We start from the raw sequence: 15,612 nt of genomic DNA on the forward strand, positions 1-15,612 counted from the left end.
AGGAGGCAGGGACCACAAATGAAAAAGTTTTTCTCACTGTTGGAAGACAACATCTGTGCGATCATCCTGCTCGTCATGATGCTGTTGACCTGTGTCAACGTAGTTGCCCGGTATGTGCTGAAGGCTTCTATGCCCTTTGTTGAGGAGCTGACCTGTCTGGGTCTTATCATCCTAAGCCTGACCGGCGCCGCTGTGGCCGCCAAGCGTGGCGCGCACCTTGGCTTGACTGTTCTGACCGATTTTTTCCCAGCGAAAGGGCAGAAGTTTTGCACTCTGCTGGGCGACTTGATGGGGATTATCTTTGGTGTCCTCATTCTCTGGTTTGGTTTCTTCATGGCCAAGCAGGAGTACGTTTTGGGTCAGCTTACCGCTGGTATGCAGTGGCCTGAGTGGATGTTTGGCATGTTTGTACCCATCAGTGGTGGCGTGCTGGTCATCCGTTATATTCAGCTGTTCATTACCCATTTGGTGAAGAAGGAGGAGAAGTAAGCTATGGTTTCACTGATTCTGTTCGGCTCCTTCTTTGTCCTTCTGCTCCTCAATGTGCCGATTGGACTTTCACTGGGAATCTCCAGCGTGGCCGCTCTGATTGCTGAGAATCTGCCCTTCTCTATGATCCCCAGCAACCTCTACTCTTCTACGGGTAAGTTTGTACTGCTGGCCATTCCCTTCTTTATCTTGGGCGGCAACGTCATGGAAAAGAGCGGGATCTCCGCCCGGCTGATTGATTTTTGCCGGACCCTGGTGGGCCATCGAAAGAGCGGTATGGCTCTGGTCTGCGTCATCGTGGCTTGCTTCTTTGCTGCCATCTCCGGCTCCGGCCCCGCCACAGTGGCTGCTCTGGGCATGATCCTGATTCCCGCTATGGTGAAGGCTGGCTATGATAAGGGCGATTCTGCCGCCTTGATGTCTACCGCCGGTGCCATCGGCATCATCATCCCGCCGTCTATCACCTTCGTCATCTACGGCTCCGTTACCGGCAAGTCTGTGGGCTCTCTGTTCGCCTCCGGTATCGTCCCCGGTATCCTGATGGGTATTTTCCTTGTGTTCGCCATGCAGTTTGTCAGCCGGGGCCGTGAGTTGGTCCTGTTGCCGAAGGCCAATGGGAAAGAACGCTGGGCAGCCTTTAAGGAGGCTTTCTGGGGTCTGTTGATGCCTGTCATCATCTTGGGCGGTATCTATGGTGGTATCTTCACCCCTACTGAGGCTGCTGCTGTTTCCGCTCTGTATGGCCTGATTGTCGGTCTATTTATCTACCGTACTCTTTCCCTGAAGGACATCATGCCCATCTTGCGTGATTCTGTATCTCAGACCGCCGTGGTCATGTTTATCGTCGGTACAGCCAGCCTCTTCGCTTGGGTGCTGACCGTGACTGGTGTGGCTGCTGATGCGAGCAACCTGCTGATCCAGGTTTCCGCGGGCAATAAGTACATCTTCCTGTTGATCGTCAACATCATCCTGCTGATTGCCGGCTGCTTCATCGACGCAAACTCCGCCATGTATATTATCGTCCCCATCCTGTACCCTGTTGCTGAGGCTCTGGGTATCGACGGCGTACACCTGGGCTGTATCATGGTCATGAACCTGGCGATTGGCCTGGTTACTCCTCCTGTGGGCGTCAATTTGTATGTGGGTTGCGGTATCGCTGATATCAGCTTGAAGAGAATGTCAAAGTCGGTGTTGCCCTTTGTGGTGGCATCCATCATAGCCTTGTTGCTGACGACTTACCTGCCCTTCATTCCTATGACGCTTCCCAACTTGTTGGGTTAAACCGTTGTTCTGATCTGCCAAGCTTCTCTGCCGGTACACGATTGGGTGTGCCGGCAGGGGAGAGAGGCAGGGAAGAAACAAATTTTTTTCCCCAAAAACATCCCATGTTAGGACATTGGGTGTTCTGCTCAAATGAAATAATTTTATGAGGTGAAGTCATGAAAAACATTAGTGCAAAGGAGCTAAAAGAGTACGCCAAGCAGCTCCGGAAAACTGCTGTGACCATGATCTACGAGGCACAGTCTGGTCATCCAGGAGGGTCTCTGTCCATCGCTGATATCGTGGCCTGTCTCTACTTCCGTGAAATGAATGTGGACCCCAAGAATCCAAGGTGGGCAGACCGTGACCGCTTTGTGCTGTCAAAGGGCCATGTATGCCCCATCCAGTATTCCGCGCTGGGTCTGCTGGGTTTCTTCCCAGAGGAAGACCTGCACACCTTGCGGAAGGAGGGTTCCAAGCTCCAGGGCCATCCCTCTATGAACAAGTGTCCTGGCATCGACATCTCTACCGGCTCTCTTGGACAGGGGTTGTCCTGCGCCGTGGGTATGGCTCTGGCTGGGAAGCGCGATCATAAAGACTACATGGTCTACGCTGTCGTAGGCGACGGCGAGGCTGATGAGGGCCAGATTTGGGAGGCAGTGATGGCTGCCTACCGGTATCATCTGGACAATCTGGTGGTCATCATCGACAACAATGGCCTGCAGATCGATGGCACCACAGATGAAATTATGCCTCAGCTGGATCTGACTAAGAAGTTTGACGCCTTCGGCTATGACACCTATGAGATCGATGGCCACAATATGGAGCAGATCATGGAGACCTTTGATAAGATCCATGCTGCCAAGGATGGAAGACCTAAGTTCATCAATGCCCACACCGTAAAGGGCAAGGGTGTGTCTTACATGGAGAATCAACTGGCTTGGCACGGTATGGCTCCCAATGATGAGCAGTATCAGCAGGCTATGCGTGAGCTTGAGGAGGGTATCTGAGATGGATAAAAAGTTGATCGCTACCCGCGATGGCCTGGGGGACGAGCTGGTTGAGCTCGGAAAGAACAATAAGGACATCTATGTAGTAGACGTAGACATCGGAAAGTCTTGCAAAACCACCGCTTTTGCTAAGGCCTATCCGGAGCAGCATGTGAACGTGGGCATCGCGGAGCAGAACGGAGCCGGTCTGGCAGCCGGCTTGGCTACCTGCGGCAAGATCCCCTTCGTGGTTACCTATGCTGTGTTCGGCTCCCTGCGTATGTGCGAGCAGATCCGTCAGGAGATCTGCTATCCCAACCTGAATGTGAAGATCGCCTGCTCTCACGGCGGCGTTACCCCCGCCAATGACGGCGCTTCCCATCAGTGTATCGAGGATATGGGTGTTCTGCGCACCCTGCCCAACATGACGGTCATTATGCCGGCTGACTACTGGTCCGCCCGCAAGCTGGTGGCCGCGGCGGCGGAGATGAATGGCCCCTGCTACCTGCGCTTTACCCGTGACGCGATCCCCGTCATCTATGACGAGAACACCACCTTTGAGATTGGCAAGGCCAACCTGCTGAAGGACGGCAAGGATGTGGCCATCATCGCCAACGGCGACACCGTCCGTCTGGCTCTGGAGGCCGCCGAGGTGCTGGCTGGCAAGGGAATCTCCGCCCGAGTGCTGGATATGCACACCATCAAGCCTCTGGACGTAGAGGCGGTCAAGGCTTGTGTCAACGACATCGGTAAGATTATCACAGTGGAGGACCACAACATCATCAACGGCCTGGGCGGCGCTGTCTGCGAGGTCGTGGCCGAGATGGGCAAGGGCCAGGTCAAGCGCGTCGGCATCCAGGATCAGTTCGGCCAGTCTGCCCCCTATGAGCGCCTGCTGGCAATCAACGGCATCACTGTTGAGAACATTGTCGCCCAGGCTGAGAATTGGTAAGAGAGGGGTAGCGTGGTCATGAGAGCTGGTTTTATCGAAAAGCCGGAAGTCGCCTATTTTAAAGAGACTGAAGAACCGCAGATCAACAACCCTACTGATGTAAAAATTAAGGTCAAGGTGACTGGTATCTGTGGGTCCGAGGTCCATGCTTACCATGGAAAACACGCTTGGCGTGTTCCCCCCCTGGTTTCCGGACATGAGTTTGCGGGTGAGGTCTGTGAAGTTGGCAGCGCCGTCACGAAGTTTAAGGTTGGCGACCGTGTTACCGCAGAGCCCCAGTACGGTTGCGGTCACTGTGAGCTCTGTAAGGCCGGTAAATATAATCTGTGCCAGGATAAAAAAATATTGGGCGCTTATTACTGGAGCGGCTCCTTCGGTGAGTATATTGTAGCTCCTGAGGGATGCGTGATCCCCCTGGGGGAGAACGTCAGCTTTGACCAAGGCGCGCTGATTGAGCCTTTGGCTGTTGGTATGCACGCAGTCCGAGAGCATAAGGTCAATGAGGATAGCGTTATCGCCATCATTGGTTGTGGCACCATTGGGCTTGGTGTTCTGCTCAGTGCAAAGAGATTCAATCCGAAGAAGATCATCGCCATTGATGTGGTGGACTTCAATCTGGAGAAGGCCAAGGAAATGGGCGCCGATTTGGTGCTGAATTCGATGAAGGACCCGGTTTTGGACCGTGTTTTGGAAGAAACGGATGGCTATGGCGTGGACATGACCTTCTTGGCCTTCGGAAATGCGCCCTGTGTGCAGCAGGCCGCTGAGATCACGAAGCGCGGTGGCATCATTTCTGAAATTGCCATTATGGCCAATGTACAGGCTCCCTTTGACTTGATCCAGATCAAGGAGCTGAAGCTGTGCGGTTCCAATATGTACACCGCTGATGACTTTAAGGAAGTTATTGACGGAATCAATGAGGGTGATATCAAGTTAGATGGCTTTATCACCAAGCGGTTCCCTGTCGAGGAGTTCCACGATGCCATGGAGTGGGCCGATAAGCGACCGGAACCTGTGGTCAAGGTTGTTGTAGACTTCTGAGCAATAACGTGTCAATATTCAAATATAATAAGGCGGCCGCCCCACAGGGGCGGCCGCCTTATTATATTTGTAGCATCCTGCGGTGGGTCAGCTATTTGGCAGTCTTTTTTTCTCCATGAAAGCGGCGATCCGCTGTCCTTTTGCCAGCCGCGCCTCGTCACAGGACAGAGCGATGATAGAATGGAGAATGGAGATGGCGGTCAACTCGCAGGTCCTGGCAGCAGCCAAATCGCTGAAGTAGTCGCTGCGGAAAAGGCTTGTCCGGATCTCAATGTCCAAATACTGTGAGATGGGAGAATTGGAGGAACCGACGATGCCGATGGTCTTGATCCCGCAGGCATGGGCCAGTTGGGCATTTTGGACCATGTTGGCTGTACGGCCAGAGTTGACGATTAGGAGCAGTACATCTGTCTGCTTCATAGACCCGATCTCCATGGCTTGAAAGAGGGGATCTGATACATAGCGGCATTGGATCGCCAGCTTTAGAAAGATGTCGTAAGCAGCTCTACAAATGGTGCCAGAGCCCCCCTCGCCAACGATAACCAGTTGTTCTGCCCTGAGAATCTCCTGGGCCGCGCAGGCCAGGGCCTGATCATCCAGACTTTCCATCAAATGGTCTGCCACCATTTTGGTAAAGCTGATGACCTTCTGCTTGATCTGATGGACATTATCCCCTCGGTCCAGGTCCATGATGATGTTTTCACCGTTGGCATAGCGATAGGCCATGCTCATTTTCAAATCAACAAGACCGGAAAACCCCAGCTTCCGGCAGAAACGGACCACCGTTGCAGAGCTCGTCCCGGTGACCTCTCCCAGCTCGGCAGCCGTGGTGGAGGCAACACAGGTCGGATGCGCTAGGATATAGTCGGCAATCAGGCGGTCAGATTTGGAGAAGGTCCGCGATTGATACATAGCTTTGATGCGCTGGATATAAAGCAAGGATTCTTCCATGAATAAAACTCCTGTTATCCGGCTTATTTCTGTCAAGACATGGTCAGTATAGTGAAATTATACTGCTTTTCGATGTAAAGTCAAGGATGACAGCCTCATATCGGTCCATTGTCCCCAGAGAAGCGGCGGCAACCTACAAATTTCTTTGTGTTTATAAATGAAATATTATTTCAATATTTTACAAATATAATGATTGAAATTTCATAATTTAAATGATATGATACTCATGAGCTGAAGGGAACCGGGGGAGAGATTCCCTGTGTAACCGCTCCATGGGCTCGGACTGTGGAGTATCAAAAAAGCTGAACAGGAGGAAATCATCATGGATTTTGAAGGTAAGGTCGCCATTGTTACCGGCTCCGGCTCTCCACACGGGATTGGCCGGGAGATCACCCGCGCTCTGACCGAGAAGGGTTGTAACGTCGTGGTCGCTGATATGAATCTGGAGGGTGCCCAGAAGAACGCCGACGACCTGAAGACGGAATTTGGCTGTGATTCCATGGCCGTCAGCGTCAACGTTACCGATGCTGACTCTGTTACCGCTATGTTTGAGGCTGTGTTTGCCAAGTACGGCCGTATCGATGTGCTATGCAACAACGCCGGTATCACCCAGCCCGTCGCCATCGCTGATATGACCAAGGATGACTTTATGCGCATTATGAACGTTAACCTGGTGGGTACCTTCCTGTGCTCCAAGCTAGTCGTGCCCTACATGGTCAAAAACAGCTATGGCCGTATTGTCAATACTTCCTCCGTTTCCGCCAAGTGCGGCGGCGGTGTGTACGGCGGCGCTCACTACTGCGCTGCGAAGGCTGGCATCATAGCCTTTGCCCGTGCCCAAGCCATGGAACTGTGCAAGCGGTACAAGGATATGATCACCGTCAACTGTGTGTGTCCCGGTCTGATTGCCACTGATATCCGTGCTGAACTCTCTGATGAGGCGGAGAAGGAGTCCCGCGCCAAGCAGGCTATGGGCCGCGCCGGCACTGCCCGTGAGGTGGCTAATACCATTGTGTGGCTGGCTTCTGACGAGGCCTCCTATATTTCTGGTGAGGACGTCAACATCAACGGCGCCTCCTACTTTGGTTGAGCCTTGGAACAGTTACATAAAAACAGCGGACCCGACAAACGTCGGGTCCGCTGTTTTTTCATGCTGTGGGGAAGTGAAATGGTTTAGGATTCCTCTTGCCAGCCCTTGCAGATATCGATCCACTCCAGACTGCCGGAATATTCCTCCAACTCCGGGCAGGTCAGCTCAATGGCGGAGTTGGAGCTGCCGGCGGCAGGGAAGATGCTCTGAAACCGGCGGAGAGAAATATCCAGATAAGTTTTCACCCCCGGAGGGTTGGCGAAGGGGCAGACGCCGCCGACCGTGTGTCCGGTGAGCTGGGACACCTGTTCCGGAGTCAGCATTTTGGCCTTGGTATGGAAGAAAGCCTTGAATTTGCTGTTGTCGATTTTTGCGTCTCCAGCGGTGACCACCAGAACACACGCTCCGTCCACCAGGAAAGAGAGCGTCTTGGCGATCCGGGCGGGAATAACACCGACCGCCTGTGCGGCCAGATCCACTGTCGCGCTGGATACCGGGAACTCCAGGATATCCTGTTCCCGCCCCAAGGGACGGAAGTAGGCTCTGACCTTCTCGATAGACATGGACTCAGCCCTCCAGCTTCCGGGCGGCCTTATCCAGAAAACGCCGGTCCGTGATAATGAACCGCTCATGGGTGCCCTTCCCAATGGGCCCTCTCTCATCGTAGGCGGTTACCTGAAAAAGGATGCGCTTGCCGTCCACTTCAGTGACCTCGCTTTCAGCCCACACCTTCAGACCTAAGGGCGTGGCGGAGTCATGGGAGACGTCCAGCTTAGTTCCTACGGTACTCTCCCCCTCCTCTAGTCCGGGGGCCACGGCGGTCCAAGATGCCCGTTCCATCAAAGCACACATCCACGGGGTGGCGAAGACAGGCAGCGTGCCGGAGCCGGCCGCCTGAGCTGTGTTGCTTTCACAGACAAGGGCCTCTGCACTGCCTTTCATTCCAATCGTGACAGACATGAAAACGTCCTCCTTTGTATAAATCAATGCCTATTATACAGCAGAGGAGGAAAAAAATCCAGTCCCCGATGAAAGCTCTTCCCGGATGTGGTACAGGGAATTGAGGACTACCCAGTTCTGCGGGAAGGGCCGCATCAGGTTCCAATACCCCACTCCATAGAGACCGTATTCCTGAGTCAGGGCGAGCTTGGCCTTGATGCTCCTGGCGTCCTCGAACCAGACCTCGTGTTCCTGCCCACTTCCATCCACATACCGGAACCAGGGGGACTGAGCCTCCTGATCATAGCGGATGGCGGCGTAATGGCGGATCGCCAGTTGGACTGCCTCCTGGTTAGAAATGGAGGGCGCGCGCCGCCCCTGCTGATAGGGGAGCAGCCAATCGTAGCCGTAGTTGGGGATACCCAAAAAGATCTGTTCTGCTTTCATCTCCGTTAGCGCGTATTCTATCACCTGACGTACGTTTCGGATAGGCGCTATGGCCATAGGAGGTCCATAAGAGTAGCCCCACTCATAGGTCATCAGCAGAACATAGTCCGCCGCCTGGGCCAGCAGGCGGTAATCATGGCCCTCGTAGAGAGAACCGGGCTGATCCCGTGAGGTCTTGGCTGTGAGGGCCACTAGGACAGGGATGTTGTGCGGAGATAGGGCTTCACGGAGGCGGCTGATGAACTGGGCATAAGCCTGAGCGTCTTGGGCGGCCACATTTTCAAAGTCCACATCCAGTCCCTGATAGCCAAGGCTGTGCAAAGTTCCCAGTATTTCATGGATCAGCCTAGTCTGGACCTGCTGGTCTGTGAGGGCAATGTGGGCCAGATCCTGGGAAAAAGCTCCCTCAGTGTCATCAAGGTTGGAGAGATGCAAGACAGGCCGAACTCCCATATACTGGGCGGCATCGATCATATACTGGTCGTCTAGCTGAATGAGTGCCCCTTGGTTTGTAAATCGATAGGTAAAGGGCGTCAAATCGGAGAGGAAGGGGAGCGTGCGCTGGAGCAGTCCACGGTCGATATGGGGATAGGCGTATCCGTTGACAGATAAGGTGCCCTCCCTCGTCTGACGGTAGGAGAGAATCAAGACCTGACCGGGGAAGATCCGGTCCCCGCCGCCCAGCGCCGGGTTATCGCGCAGCAACTGGCGCACAGTAGTCTGGTGCGCGGCAGCGATGGAAAAAAGAGTATCGCCCGCCTGGACCGTGTAGGTCTGTTCCGGGTATTGGATTACGATGGCCTGCCCTACGACCAGGCGGTCCGGCTCCGGCAGCTGATTATCAAGGATTAGCTGTGACATGGGCACGCCATGCTGGAGGGCGATGGAATAGAGAGTATCTCCGGACTTGACTACATGGATATCCATAGGAAAGCCTCCTTTCTTAGGAAAAAGCTAATTCAGTGTTACAAAATCGTCCTTAGCGTAACCGATAGAGCCCTGATAGTTGACCAAATACCAGCCATCCCACTGATTGATGATGGTGATGGGAGCTCCGTCCGGCGCTTGGGCGATCACAGGGGCCTGGGTAGTGGGACGGGAGCGGATATTCAAGTAACCATAAGTGACATCTACTACGCCGGGATGGCGGTTTTCTGATTCAAAAAAGGGAATCTGGAAATATTCAGTGAGGGAGAGAACAATATTGCGGGCGATGGCGCCCAAGTTGTCGATGATCCAGTTTGCGTCCTCCAGGTTGTCATGGAATGCCAGCTCAATGAAAACAGAGGGAGCCCGGACCCGGCGCACCTCACCAATGGAGGTGGTGGGAACTGTCTGTACCAGATTAGGGACCGGATAGATCGCTTTCAAACCATCAGCCACGATTTGTGCCGCCTTTTCTCCCTGGACACTGCCGGGATAGTAGAAGATCAGGGAGCCCCGTGCGGTGCCATACTGTCCTTCCGGCGCGGCATTGGAGTGAAGAGCCAGGTGCAGGTCAAAATTTCCGGCATTAGAGGCGGCAATGGACGAGGCGGCGGTCATATCAGGGGTATTGCGGACATACCGGATACCTGAGGCATCCAGATAGGGTACCATCAGGTCAGCCAGTTGGTTCATGTACTGCTCTTCCGTGCCGCCAGTGACAAAGTAATTCCACTCCTGGGTGGAGGGGGAGAGATAGATAATGGGCATAGAGATACCTCCGTTTTTTCTCCATTCTATGAAAAACGGGAGTATCTGGTGCGCCAGAGTCCTTGACCACTTGCCAAGAGCAAAAAAATCCAATATAATAACGGCAGACCACTTGGCGAGAAAGCGGTATGACCGCTGCGACGGAGGGAAACAAGATATGGAACTGGATAGAAACTATTTTGAGGAGATGGAGGCTAAAATCCCCAAAGGGAAGGTACGCACCCGATTTGCCCCCTCTCCCACAGGATATATGCACGTGGGTAATCTGCGAACAGCCCTTTATACCTGGCTGATCGCCCGGAACGCCGGCGGAACCTTCATCCTGCGTATTGAGGACACCGATCAGGGCCGCCTGGTGGATGGAGCCACCGAGGTCATTTATAAGACTCTGGCCGAGTGCGGGCTGGATCATGACGAGGGCCCGGATGTGGGTGGCCCTGTGGCTCCCTATATCCAGTCAGAGCGAAGGGATACCTACGGAAAATATGCAAGGCTACTGGTGGAGCGGGGGCACGCCTACTACTGCTTCTGCGAGAAGTGCGAGTCGGAGGAGGACTCCGGTGATTTTGACCGGTCCGATGACCCCTGCCGCTCCTTGAGCAAAGAGGAGGCGGAGGCCCGTGTGGCCGCCGGGCAGCCCTATGTCATCCGGCAGAAGATCCCTCATGGTGGGAGCACCACCTTCCACGATGCCATCTTTGGCGATATCACCGTAGAGAACGACACGCTGGACGACCAGGTGCTCATCAAGAGGGATGGGATGCCCACCTACAACTTCGCCAATGTCATCGACGACCACCTAATGGGCATTACTCATGTGGTCCGTGGGAGCGAGTACCTGTCCTCCGCCCCAAAATATGACCTGTTGTACCGGGGCTTTGGCTGGGACATTCCCACCTATGTCCACTGCTCACCTGTCATGCGGGACGCCCAGAACAAGATGTCTAAGCGCCACGGAGACCCCTCCTATGAGGATTTGAAGGCCCAGGGGTTCCTGACCGAGGCCATTTTGAACTATGTGGCCCTGTTAGGCTGGTCGCCCAGAGGAGAACTGGCCGAACAGGAAGTATTCTCCCTGGAAGAGCTGGCACGGGCCTTTGATCTTGGGGGGATGTCCAAGTCCCCGGCCATCTTCGATATAGAGAAGCTGACCCATTTCAACGCCCTGTATATCAGGGCCATGTCCCCCGAAGCATTTGCTCGGGCGGCGGAGCCCTATATCCGCCAGGGGGTGAAGAACCCGGATATCTCGGCAGAAGCCGTGGCGGCCCTGCTTCAGGCCAGATGCGAGAAACTGATAGACATTCCCGAAAAGGTGGACTTCTTTGATGCTCTGCCAGAGTATGATGTGGCGCTGTTTACCAACAAGAAATCAAAAACCGATCCCGGTGTCTGCCGGAATATGCTCCACGCGGCTATCCCCATGCTTGAGGCTATCCCTGTATGGAACCAGGAGATGATCCACGACAGCCTGGTCGGTCTGGCGGAGGGGCTGCAGGTCAAGAACGCCACCTTGATGTGGCCCATTCGCATCGCCGCCGCCGGCAAGGCGGTGACACCTGGAGGAGCGGTAGAGATCTGCCAGATCCTCGGTCGGGAGGAAACGATTCGCCGGCTGAAGCTGGGGCTGGAGAAGTTGAGCTGAACAAGGCAGAAGTGGGAGCCCCCTCTGAAACGTTCCCTAATGGGCCGACGTAACAGTGTTCAATCTACCCCAGGAAACAGAGACGCCCGCCCATCTGACGAAAGTAGATGGACGGGCGTTGACATATAAAAATTATAAGCTTTTCTATCCCAGTGCGATGTCTAAGATCATCATTACGACAAAGCCAAACATCACGCTCATCGTGCCGGTATTGGAGTGCTCTCCCAAATGCGCCTCCGGGATGAGCTCCTCTGTGACTACATACATCATGGTGCCGGCGGCGAAGGAGAGCAGCCAGGGCATAAAGGGGGTGATGGTTCCCGCGGCCAAAACCACTGAAATGCCGAAAATAGGTTCTACCACTCCGGAAAGAGCGCCATACAGAAAGGCTCGGCCGGTGCTGATCCCCTCCTGACGAAGGGGGAGGGAGATAGCGGCGCCCTCCGGAAAATTCTGAAGGCCAATGCCCACCGCCAACGCCATGGCGGCAGACAGGCTTCCGCCGTCACTCTGGGCGGCCAGGGCGAAGGAAAGGCCTACCGCCATTCCCTCTGGGATGTTGTGGAGGGTGACAGCCAGCACCATCAGGGTGGTCCGCCGCCAGGAGGAAGGGAGACCCTCTGGAGCGTCTGACTCCGGATGTAGGTGGGGGAGAAGGGAGTCTAGTCCCCACAGGAACAGCACCCCCAGAATAAAGCCTCCTGCTGCTGGGAGCCACCCAACCCCGCCAGCGGCCTCCGCCTCCTCGATAGCGGGCAGGAGCAGGCTGAATACTGAGGCGGCCACCATTACCCCGGCCGCGAAGCCCAAAAACATCCGCTGAAGGGTGGGGGTAGTCTTACCCCGGACAAATAGAACAGTGGCGGAGCCAAGAACCGTGGACAGACAGGTAATTCCGGTGCCAAAGGCCGCCCATAGGACAGGATGATACATATAACGCTCCTTTACTCTCTGCGATACAGGTGGATGTCAAATCCAATCTGTGTGTCAATCTGGCTTAGTGAGCTCAACCGTTCTATGCCCTCACGGGGTGTTTTCCAGGCATAGGGGGTCATGCGGAACAGTGCCATAATATCCTCAGGGCGATCCAAGTGGAGACCATAGCGAACCTGTTCCGCCCCAACCCAATCAAAGCCTGGATAGTCTTCCCGCTTTACAGGATTTTCATAGGGGACGGGGTATAGGATCTCTTTCATTTCCCAAAGATGACGGGCTGAGGGGACCACGTAGCAGAATAGTCCACCAGGCCGAAGCACCCGAGCAAACTCCTCCGCCGCCAACGGGGAGAAGATATTTGTTACTAGGTCTACGCTCCGGGCGGCAAGGGGAAGCCGGTAGACTGAAGCTACGGCGAACTCCCCCTGGGGAATCCGCTTGGCCGCACGGCGCAGGGCGAATTTGGAGATATCGATGCCGGCTGTTCTGGGCTGCCGCCCGGAGTGAGTAAGGGCATTGTGCAGTCCGGCGGTATAATAGCCCTCGCCGCAGCCGCTGTCCAGCAGGACAGGGGAGGAGGCGGTCACCTGGTCTAGCACGGCGGCGCACAGGGCAGACAGCAGCGGGGCATAGTGCCCGCGCTCCAAAAAGGCCGCACGAGCGGCCACCATCTCTTTGTCGTCACCGGGATTCTTGGAGTGCTTGCGGTTGGCGGGCAAGAGATGAGTATAGCCGGCCGACGCCACATCGAAGCTGTGTCCGGAAGAGCAGTGGTATCGTCCCTCGCTTCGCTCCAAGTTTCCTAAGCAGAGAGGACAGCAAAACAGACTTTCCATGGTGTCACCTCAAGCTTTATTATGGGGCGCAACAAAGAAAAAGGCAAGGAATTTTTATAGCAGAGCAGGAGACCGGGCTGCAAGCGTGATTAGGGGCCGCCATGAACAAAAAGATATTTTCAAAAACTTTGTCTTTCCCTCTATGCAAATGGAAAGAATTATATTAAAATAGAAAAAATGAAACACGAGGAGTGGTTCCTATGGAGCAGCCCAAATATAAAAGAGTCCTGCTGAAAATCAGCGGTGAGGCCCTGGCTGGCGAAGCTTCCCGCGGCCTGGATTTTCATGTGATCGGCAGTGTCTGTGATGTAGTGAAGAAGTGTGTGGAGCTTGGTGTCCAGGTAGGCGTGGTCGTCGGCGGCGGAAACTTCTGGCGCGGAGTAAAAGACGGCGGCGACCAGATGGAGCGGGTCCGCGCTGATCATATGGGTATGCTGGCTACGACCATCAACGCCTTGGCGGTCGCAGATGTGCTGGAGCAAAAGGGGGTGCCAGTTCGGGTCCAAACGGCAATCGAGATGCGGTCCGTGGCAGAGCCCTATATCCGATCCCGTGCCATCCGCCATCTGGAGAAGGGCAGAGTGGTCATCTTCGGCTGCGGCACTGGAAATCCCTTCTTTTCTACCGATACTGCGGCGGTCCTTCGTGCCGCGGAGATCGACGCCGATGTCATCCTGCTGGCCAAGAATATCGACGGCGTCTATTCCGCAGACCCCAAGGTGGACCCCAGTGCGGTCAAGTATGACGCCATCACCTATGACGATGTGCTAGCCCAGCATCTGAAGGTGATGGACTCCACTGCTACATCTCTGTCTATGGACAATAAGATCCCTGTTTTGCTCTTTGCACTCAAGGACCCGGAGAATATCCTCCGAGTAGTTATGGGGGAGAAGATCGGTACTATTGTGGGCGGATGAGCCCTGAACAGAGAAATGGAACAAGGAAAGGAAGTTAAGACCATGAGTCCAGAGAATAAGGTATACGATGATAAGATGCTCAAAACCATCGAGGTAGTCAAGTCCAATTTTGCCTCTGTCCGGGCGGGCCGCGCCAATGCCGGCGTGCTGGATCGGATCATGGTAGAGTACTATGGAACGCCCACGCCGCTGAATCAGGTGGCTGCCGTGTCCTCTCCCGATCCCCGGACCCTGGTGATCCAGCCTTGGGATGCCACCCTGCTTAGGGCGATTGAAAAGGCAATTCAGACCTCTGACCTGGGCATTAACCCCCAGAATGACGGGCGTGTGATTCGATTAGCTTTTCCCCAGCTCACGGAGGAGCGCCGTAAAGAACTGGGTAAACAGGTCCGCAAGTACGGCGAGGAGGGCAAGGTGGCCGTCCGTAATATTCGCCGGGACGCCATGGAAGATTTCAAAAAGATGAAGAAGAACGGCGAGCTCACCGAGGACGACCAGAAATCCATGGAGAAGGAGCTGCAGGACCTGACAGATAAGCGATGCAAGGATATCGATGACCTGACAGCCAAAAAGGAAGCCGAACTGATGGCAGTTTAATGAACTGAAAATGCACAATGCAGAATGCGGAATGATTTTTTCTTCTGCATTCTGCATTTGTGCGGATAGGATATCAATTTATGGATTTTTTCAGATCAAAAGCGGATAGAGCGCCAGCGGTGGACCTGAAGCGGCTGCCCCGGCATATCGCGATTATCATGGACGGAAATGGTCGCTGGGCAAAAAAACGAGGAATGCCGCGTACAGCCGGCCACGCCGCCGGCGCAGAGAATTTCCGTACCATAGCCACCTACTGCAAGGAGATTGGACTGGAATACCTTACAGTTTATGCCTTTTCTACGGAGAATTGGAAGCGGCCTCCGGATGAGGTATCTGCCATCATGGGCCTGTTGAAGAAATATCTTTTGGAGGCCATCGGGCAGATGGAGCGGGATAGAGTAAAAATGGAATTTTTTGGAGATCTTTCCCCTCTGACCCCTGAGCTTCGACAGCTGTGTGAGCGGACAAGAGAGATATCCCGCCACTACGAGGGCTGCCAGGTCAATATCTGCCTGAATTACGGGGGGCGAGACGAGCTACTTAGGGGGGCCATGGACTATGCCAAAGATTGCCTGGAGGGAAAGGCGGACCCGAACCATCTGACACAAGAGCAGTTTGGACGATACCTTTTTTCCAGAGGAGTCCCGGACCCGGATCTGGTCATCCGCCCCAGTGGGGAGCTGAGGCTGTCCAATTTTCTCCTGTGGCAGTCTGCCTATTCGGAGTTTTACTTCACTGATGTACTCTGGCCTGACTTTTCTAAGGTTGAGCTCCACAAGGCTATTGCGGCGTATCAGAATAGAGATCGTCGGTTTGGAGGTGTGTGAT

17 protein-coding genes are annotated in these 15,612 nt (G+C 54.5%); 10 read left to right on the forward strand and 7 right to left on the reverse strand.

Features of this window, described 5'->3' with window-relative positions; all coding sequences use genetic code 11:
* Window positions 1–18 precede the first annotated feature (18 nt).
* The 5 genes from WKS99_RS07800 (at window position 19) to WKS99_RS07820 (ending at window position 4,731) form a co-directional block, all read left to right on the forward strand.
* Window positions 19–489, forward strand: a complete 471-nt coding sequence (locus WKS99_RS07800; RefSeq protein ID WP_147572280.1) for a TRAP transporter small permease — start codon at window positions 19–21, stop codon at window positions 487–489.
* A 3-nt stretch (window positions 490–492) separates the two neighbouring features.
* On the forward strand, window positions 493–1,770 hold the full coding sequence (locus WKS99_RS07805) for a TRAP transporter large permease (RefSeq protein WP_147572281.1): 1,278 nt from the start codon (window positions 493–495) through the stop codon (window positions 1,768–1,770).
* Between the two features lie 158 nt (window positions 1,771–1,928).
* Window positions 1,929–2,759 (forward strand): transketolase, encoded by an 831-nt coding sequence (locus WKS99_RS07810; protein WP_186852523.1) that lies wholly within the window; start codon window positions 1,929–1,931, stop codon window positions 2,757–2,759.
* A gap of 1 nt (window position 2,760) precedes the next feature.
* A complete protein-coding gene (locus tag WKS99_RS07815; protein ID WP_186852524.1) occupies window positions 2,761–3,690 on the forward strand; it encodes a transketolase family protein in 930 nt (309 codons plus the stop codon).
* A gap of 18 nt (window positions 3,691–3,708) precedes the next feature.
* On the forward strand, window positions 3,709–4,731 hold the full coding sequence (locus tag WKS99_RS07820) for a zinc-dependent alcohol dehydrogenase (RefSeq protein ID WP_147572283.1): 1,023 nt from the start codon (window positions 3,709–3,711) through the stop codon (window positions 4,729–4,731).
* Between the two features lie 87 nt (window positions 4,732–4,818).
* Here the strand turns inward: WKS99_RS07820 and WKS99_RS07825 are convergent, their stop codons facing one another.
* On the reverse strand, window positions 4,819–5,682 hold the full coding sequence (locus WKS99_RS07825; protein ID WP_147571714.1) for a MurR/RpiR family transcriptional regulator: 864 nt from the start codon (window positions 5,680–5,682) through the stop codon (window positions 4,819–4,821).
* Between the two features lie 322 nt (window positions 5,683–6,004).
* Here WKS99_RS07825 and WKS99_RS07830 point away from each other — a divergent pair, with 322 nt between their 5' ends.
* Window positions 6,005–6,772: an SDR family NAD(P)-dependent oxidoreductase gene (locus WKS99_RS07830; RefSeq protein ID WP_340405690.1), complete on the forward strand. Its 768-nt coding sequence runs from the start codon at window positions 6,005–6,007 to the stop codon at window positions 6,770–6,772.
* Between the two features lie 83 nt (window positions 6,773–6,855).
* On the opposite strand, the gene WKS99_RS07835 is transcribed toward WKS99_RS07830, so the two are convergent.
* The 4 genes from WKS99_RS07835 to WKS99_RS07850 are packed head-to-tail and all read right to left on the reverse strand — an operon-like array spanning window position 6,856 to window position 9,853.
* Complete coding sequence (locus WKS99_RS07835; protein WP_340405691.1) at window positions 6,856–7,335, reverse strand: YbaK/EbsC family protein; 480 nt, start codon at window positions 7,333–7,335, stop codon at window positions 6,856–6,858.
* Between the two features lie 4 nt (window positions 7,336–7,339).
* Complete coding sequence (locus WKS99_RS07840) at window positions 7,340–7,732, reverse strand: thioesterase family protein (RefSeq protein ID WP_340405692.1); 393 nt, start codon at window positions 7,730–7,732, stop codon at window positions 7,340–7,342.
* 33 nt (window positions 7,733–7,765) lie between these two features.
* The gene (locus tag WKS99_RS07845) at window positions 7,766–9,085 is read right to left on the reverse strand and encodes a LysM peptidoglycan-binding domain-containing protein (RefSeq protein ID WP_340405693.1); all 1,320 of its coding nucleotides are present in this window, start codon (window positions 9,083–9,085) and stop codon (window positions 7,766–7,768) included.
* Between the two features lie 27 nt (window positions 9,086–9,112).
* A complete protein-coding gene (locus WKS99_RS07850; RefSeq protein WP_147571719.1) occupies window positions 9,113–9,853 on the reverse strand; it encodes an SH3 domain-containing protein in 741 nt (246 codons plus the stop codon).
* Window positions 9,854–10,010: 157 nt separating this feature from the next.
* Between WKS99_RS07850 and gltX the strand changes: the two genes are divergently transcribed.
* Window positions 10,011–11,498: a glutamate--tRNA ligase gene (gene gltX / locus WKS99_RS07855; RefSeq protein ID WP_147571720.1), complete on the forward strand. Its 1,488-nt coding sequence runs from the start codon at window positions 10,011–10,013 to the stop codon at window positions 11,496–11,498.
* A gap of 144 nt (window positions 11,499–11,642) precedes the next feature.
* Here gltX and WKS99_RS07860 read toward each other — a convergent pair whose 3' ends face one another.
* Both WKS99_RS07860 and WKS99_RS07865 read right to left on the reverse strand, forming a co-directional pair.
* On the reverse strand, window positions 11,643–12,431 hold the full coding sequence (locus WKS99_RS07860) for a ZIP family metal transporter (RefSeq protein WP_147571721.1): 789 nt from the start codon (window positions 12,429–12,431) through the stop codon (window positions 11,643–11,645).
* Window positions 12,432–12,442: 11 nt separating this feature from the next.
* Entirely contained in the window at window positions 12,443–13,270 is an 828-nt protein-coding gene (locus WKS99_RS07865; RefSeq protein WP_147571722.1) for a putative RNA methyltransferase, read from the reverse strand.
* A gap of 200 nt (window positions 13,271–13,470) precedes the next feature.
* Between WKS99_RS07865 and pyrH the strand changes: the two genes are divergently transcribed.
* The 3 genes from pyrH to WKS99_RS07880 all read left to right on the forward strand — a co-directional run bounded on the left by pyrH (window position 13,471) and on the right by WKS99_RS07880 (window position 15,611).
* Complete coding sequence (gene pyrH / locus WKS99_RS07870; RefSeq protein ID WP_147571723.1) at window positions 13,471–14,187, forward strand: UMP kinase; 717 nt, start codon at window positions 13,471–13,473, stop codon at window positions 14,185–14,187.
* A 42-nt stretch (window positions 14,188–14,229) separates the two neighbouring features.
* Window positions 14,230–14,784 (forward strand): ribosome recycling factor, encoded by a 555-nt coding sequence (frr, locus tag WKS99_RS07875; RefSeq protein ID WP_147572011.1) that lies wholly within the window; start codon window positions 14,230–14,232, stop codon window positions 14,782–14,784.
* 80 nt (window positions 14,785–14,864) lie between these two features.
* A complete protein-coding gene (locus WKS99_RS07880; protein ID WP_262670293.1) occupies window positions 14,865–15,611 on the forward strand; it encodes an isoprenyl transferase in 747 nt (248 codons plus the stop codon).
* Window position 15,612: the final 1 nt, after the last annotated feature.

It is taken from the genome of Flintibacter sp. HCN-6482 (assembly GCF_037892565.1).
In the GTDB taxonomy this organism is placed as follows: Bacteria; Bacillota; Clostridia; order Oscillospirales; family Oscillospiraceae; genus Lawsonibacter; species Lawsonibacter aceti.

Excerpts from the sequence above, each read along its gene's own strand:
- WKS99_RS07820 (WP_147572283.1), top strand. The coding sequence starts at position 3,709 with ATGAGAGCTGGTTTTATCGAAAAGCCGGAAGTCGCCTATTTTAAAGAG.
- pyrH (WP_147571723.1), top strand. The coding sequence starts at position 13,471 with ATGGAGCAGCCCAAATATAAAAGAGTCCTGCTGAAAATCAGCGGTGAG.
- WKS99_RS07860 (WP_147571721.1), bottom strand. The coding sequence starts at position 12,431 with ATGTATCATCCTGTCCTATGGGCGGCCTTTGGCACCGGAATTACCTGT.
- WKS99_RS07805 (WP_147572281.1), top strand. The coding sequence starts at position 493 with ATGGTTTCACTGATTCTGTTCGGCTCCTTCTTTGTCCTTCTGCTCCTC.
- gltX (WP_147571720.1), top strand. The coding sequence starts at position 10,011 with ATGGAACTGGATAGAAACTATTTTGAGGAGATGGAGGCTAAAATCCCC.
- WKS99_RS07880 (WP_262670293.1), top strand. The coding sequence starts at position 14,865 with ATGGATTTTTTCAGATCAAAAGCGGATAGAGCGCCAGCGGTGGACCTG.
- WKS99_RS07835 (WP_340405691.1), bottom strand. The coding sequence starts at position 7,335 with ATGTCTATCGAGAAGGTCAGAGCCTACTTCCGTCCCTTGGGGCGGGAA.
- WKS99_RS07840 (WP_340405692.1), bottom strand. The coding sequence starts at position 7,732 with ATGTCTGTCACGATTGGAATGAAAGGCAGTGCAGAGGCCCTTGTCTGT.
- WKS99_RS07800 (WP_147572280.1), top strand. The coding sequence starts at position 19 with ATGAAAAAGTTTTTCTCACTGTTGGAAGACAACATCTGTGCGATCATC.
- WKS99_RS07825 (WP_147571714.1), bottom strand. The coding sequence starts at position 5,682 with ATGGAAGAATCCTTGCTTTATATCCAGCGCATCAAAGCTATGTATCAA.
- frr (WP_147572011.1), top strand. The coding sequence starts at position 14,230 with ATGAGTCCAGAGAATAAGGTATACGATGATAAGATGCTCAAAACCATC.
- WKS99_RS07865 (WP_147571722.1), bottom strand. The coding sequence starts at position 13,270 with ATGGAAAGTCTGTTTTGCTGTCCTCTCTGCTTAGGAAACTTGGAGCGA.
- WKS99_RS07850 (WP_147571719.1), bottom strand. The coding sequence starts at position 9,853 with ATGCCCATTATCTATCTCTCCCCCTCCACCCAGGAGTGGAATTACTTT.
- WKS99_RS07810 (WP_186852523.1), top strand. The coding sequence starts at position 1,929 with ATGAAAAACATTAGTGCAAAGGAGCTAAAAGAGTACGCCAAGCAGCTC.
- WKS99_RS07830 (WP_340405690.1), top strand. The coding sequence starts at position 6,005 with ATGGATTTTGAAGGTAAGGTCGCCATTGTTACCGGCTCCGGCTCTCCA.
- WKS99_RS07815 (WP_186852524.1), top strand. The coding sequence starts at position 2,761 with ATGGATAAAAAGTTGATCGCTACCCGCGATGGCCTGGGGGACGAGCTG.
- WKS99_RS07845 (WP_340405693.1), bottom strand. The coding sequence starts at position 9,085 with ATGGATATCCATGTAGTCAAGTCCGGAGATACTCTCTATTCCATCGCC.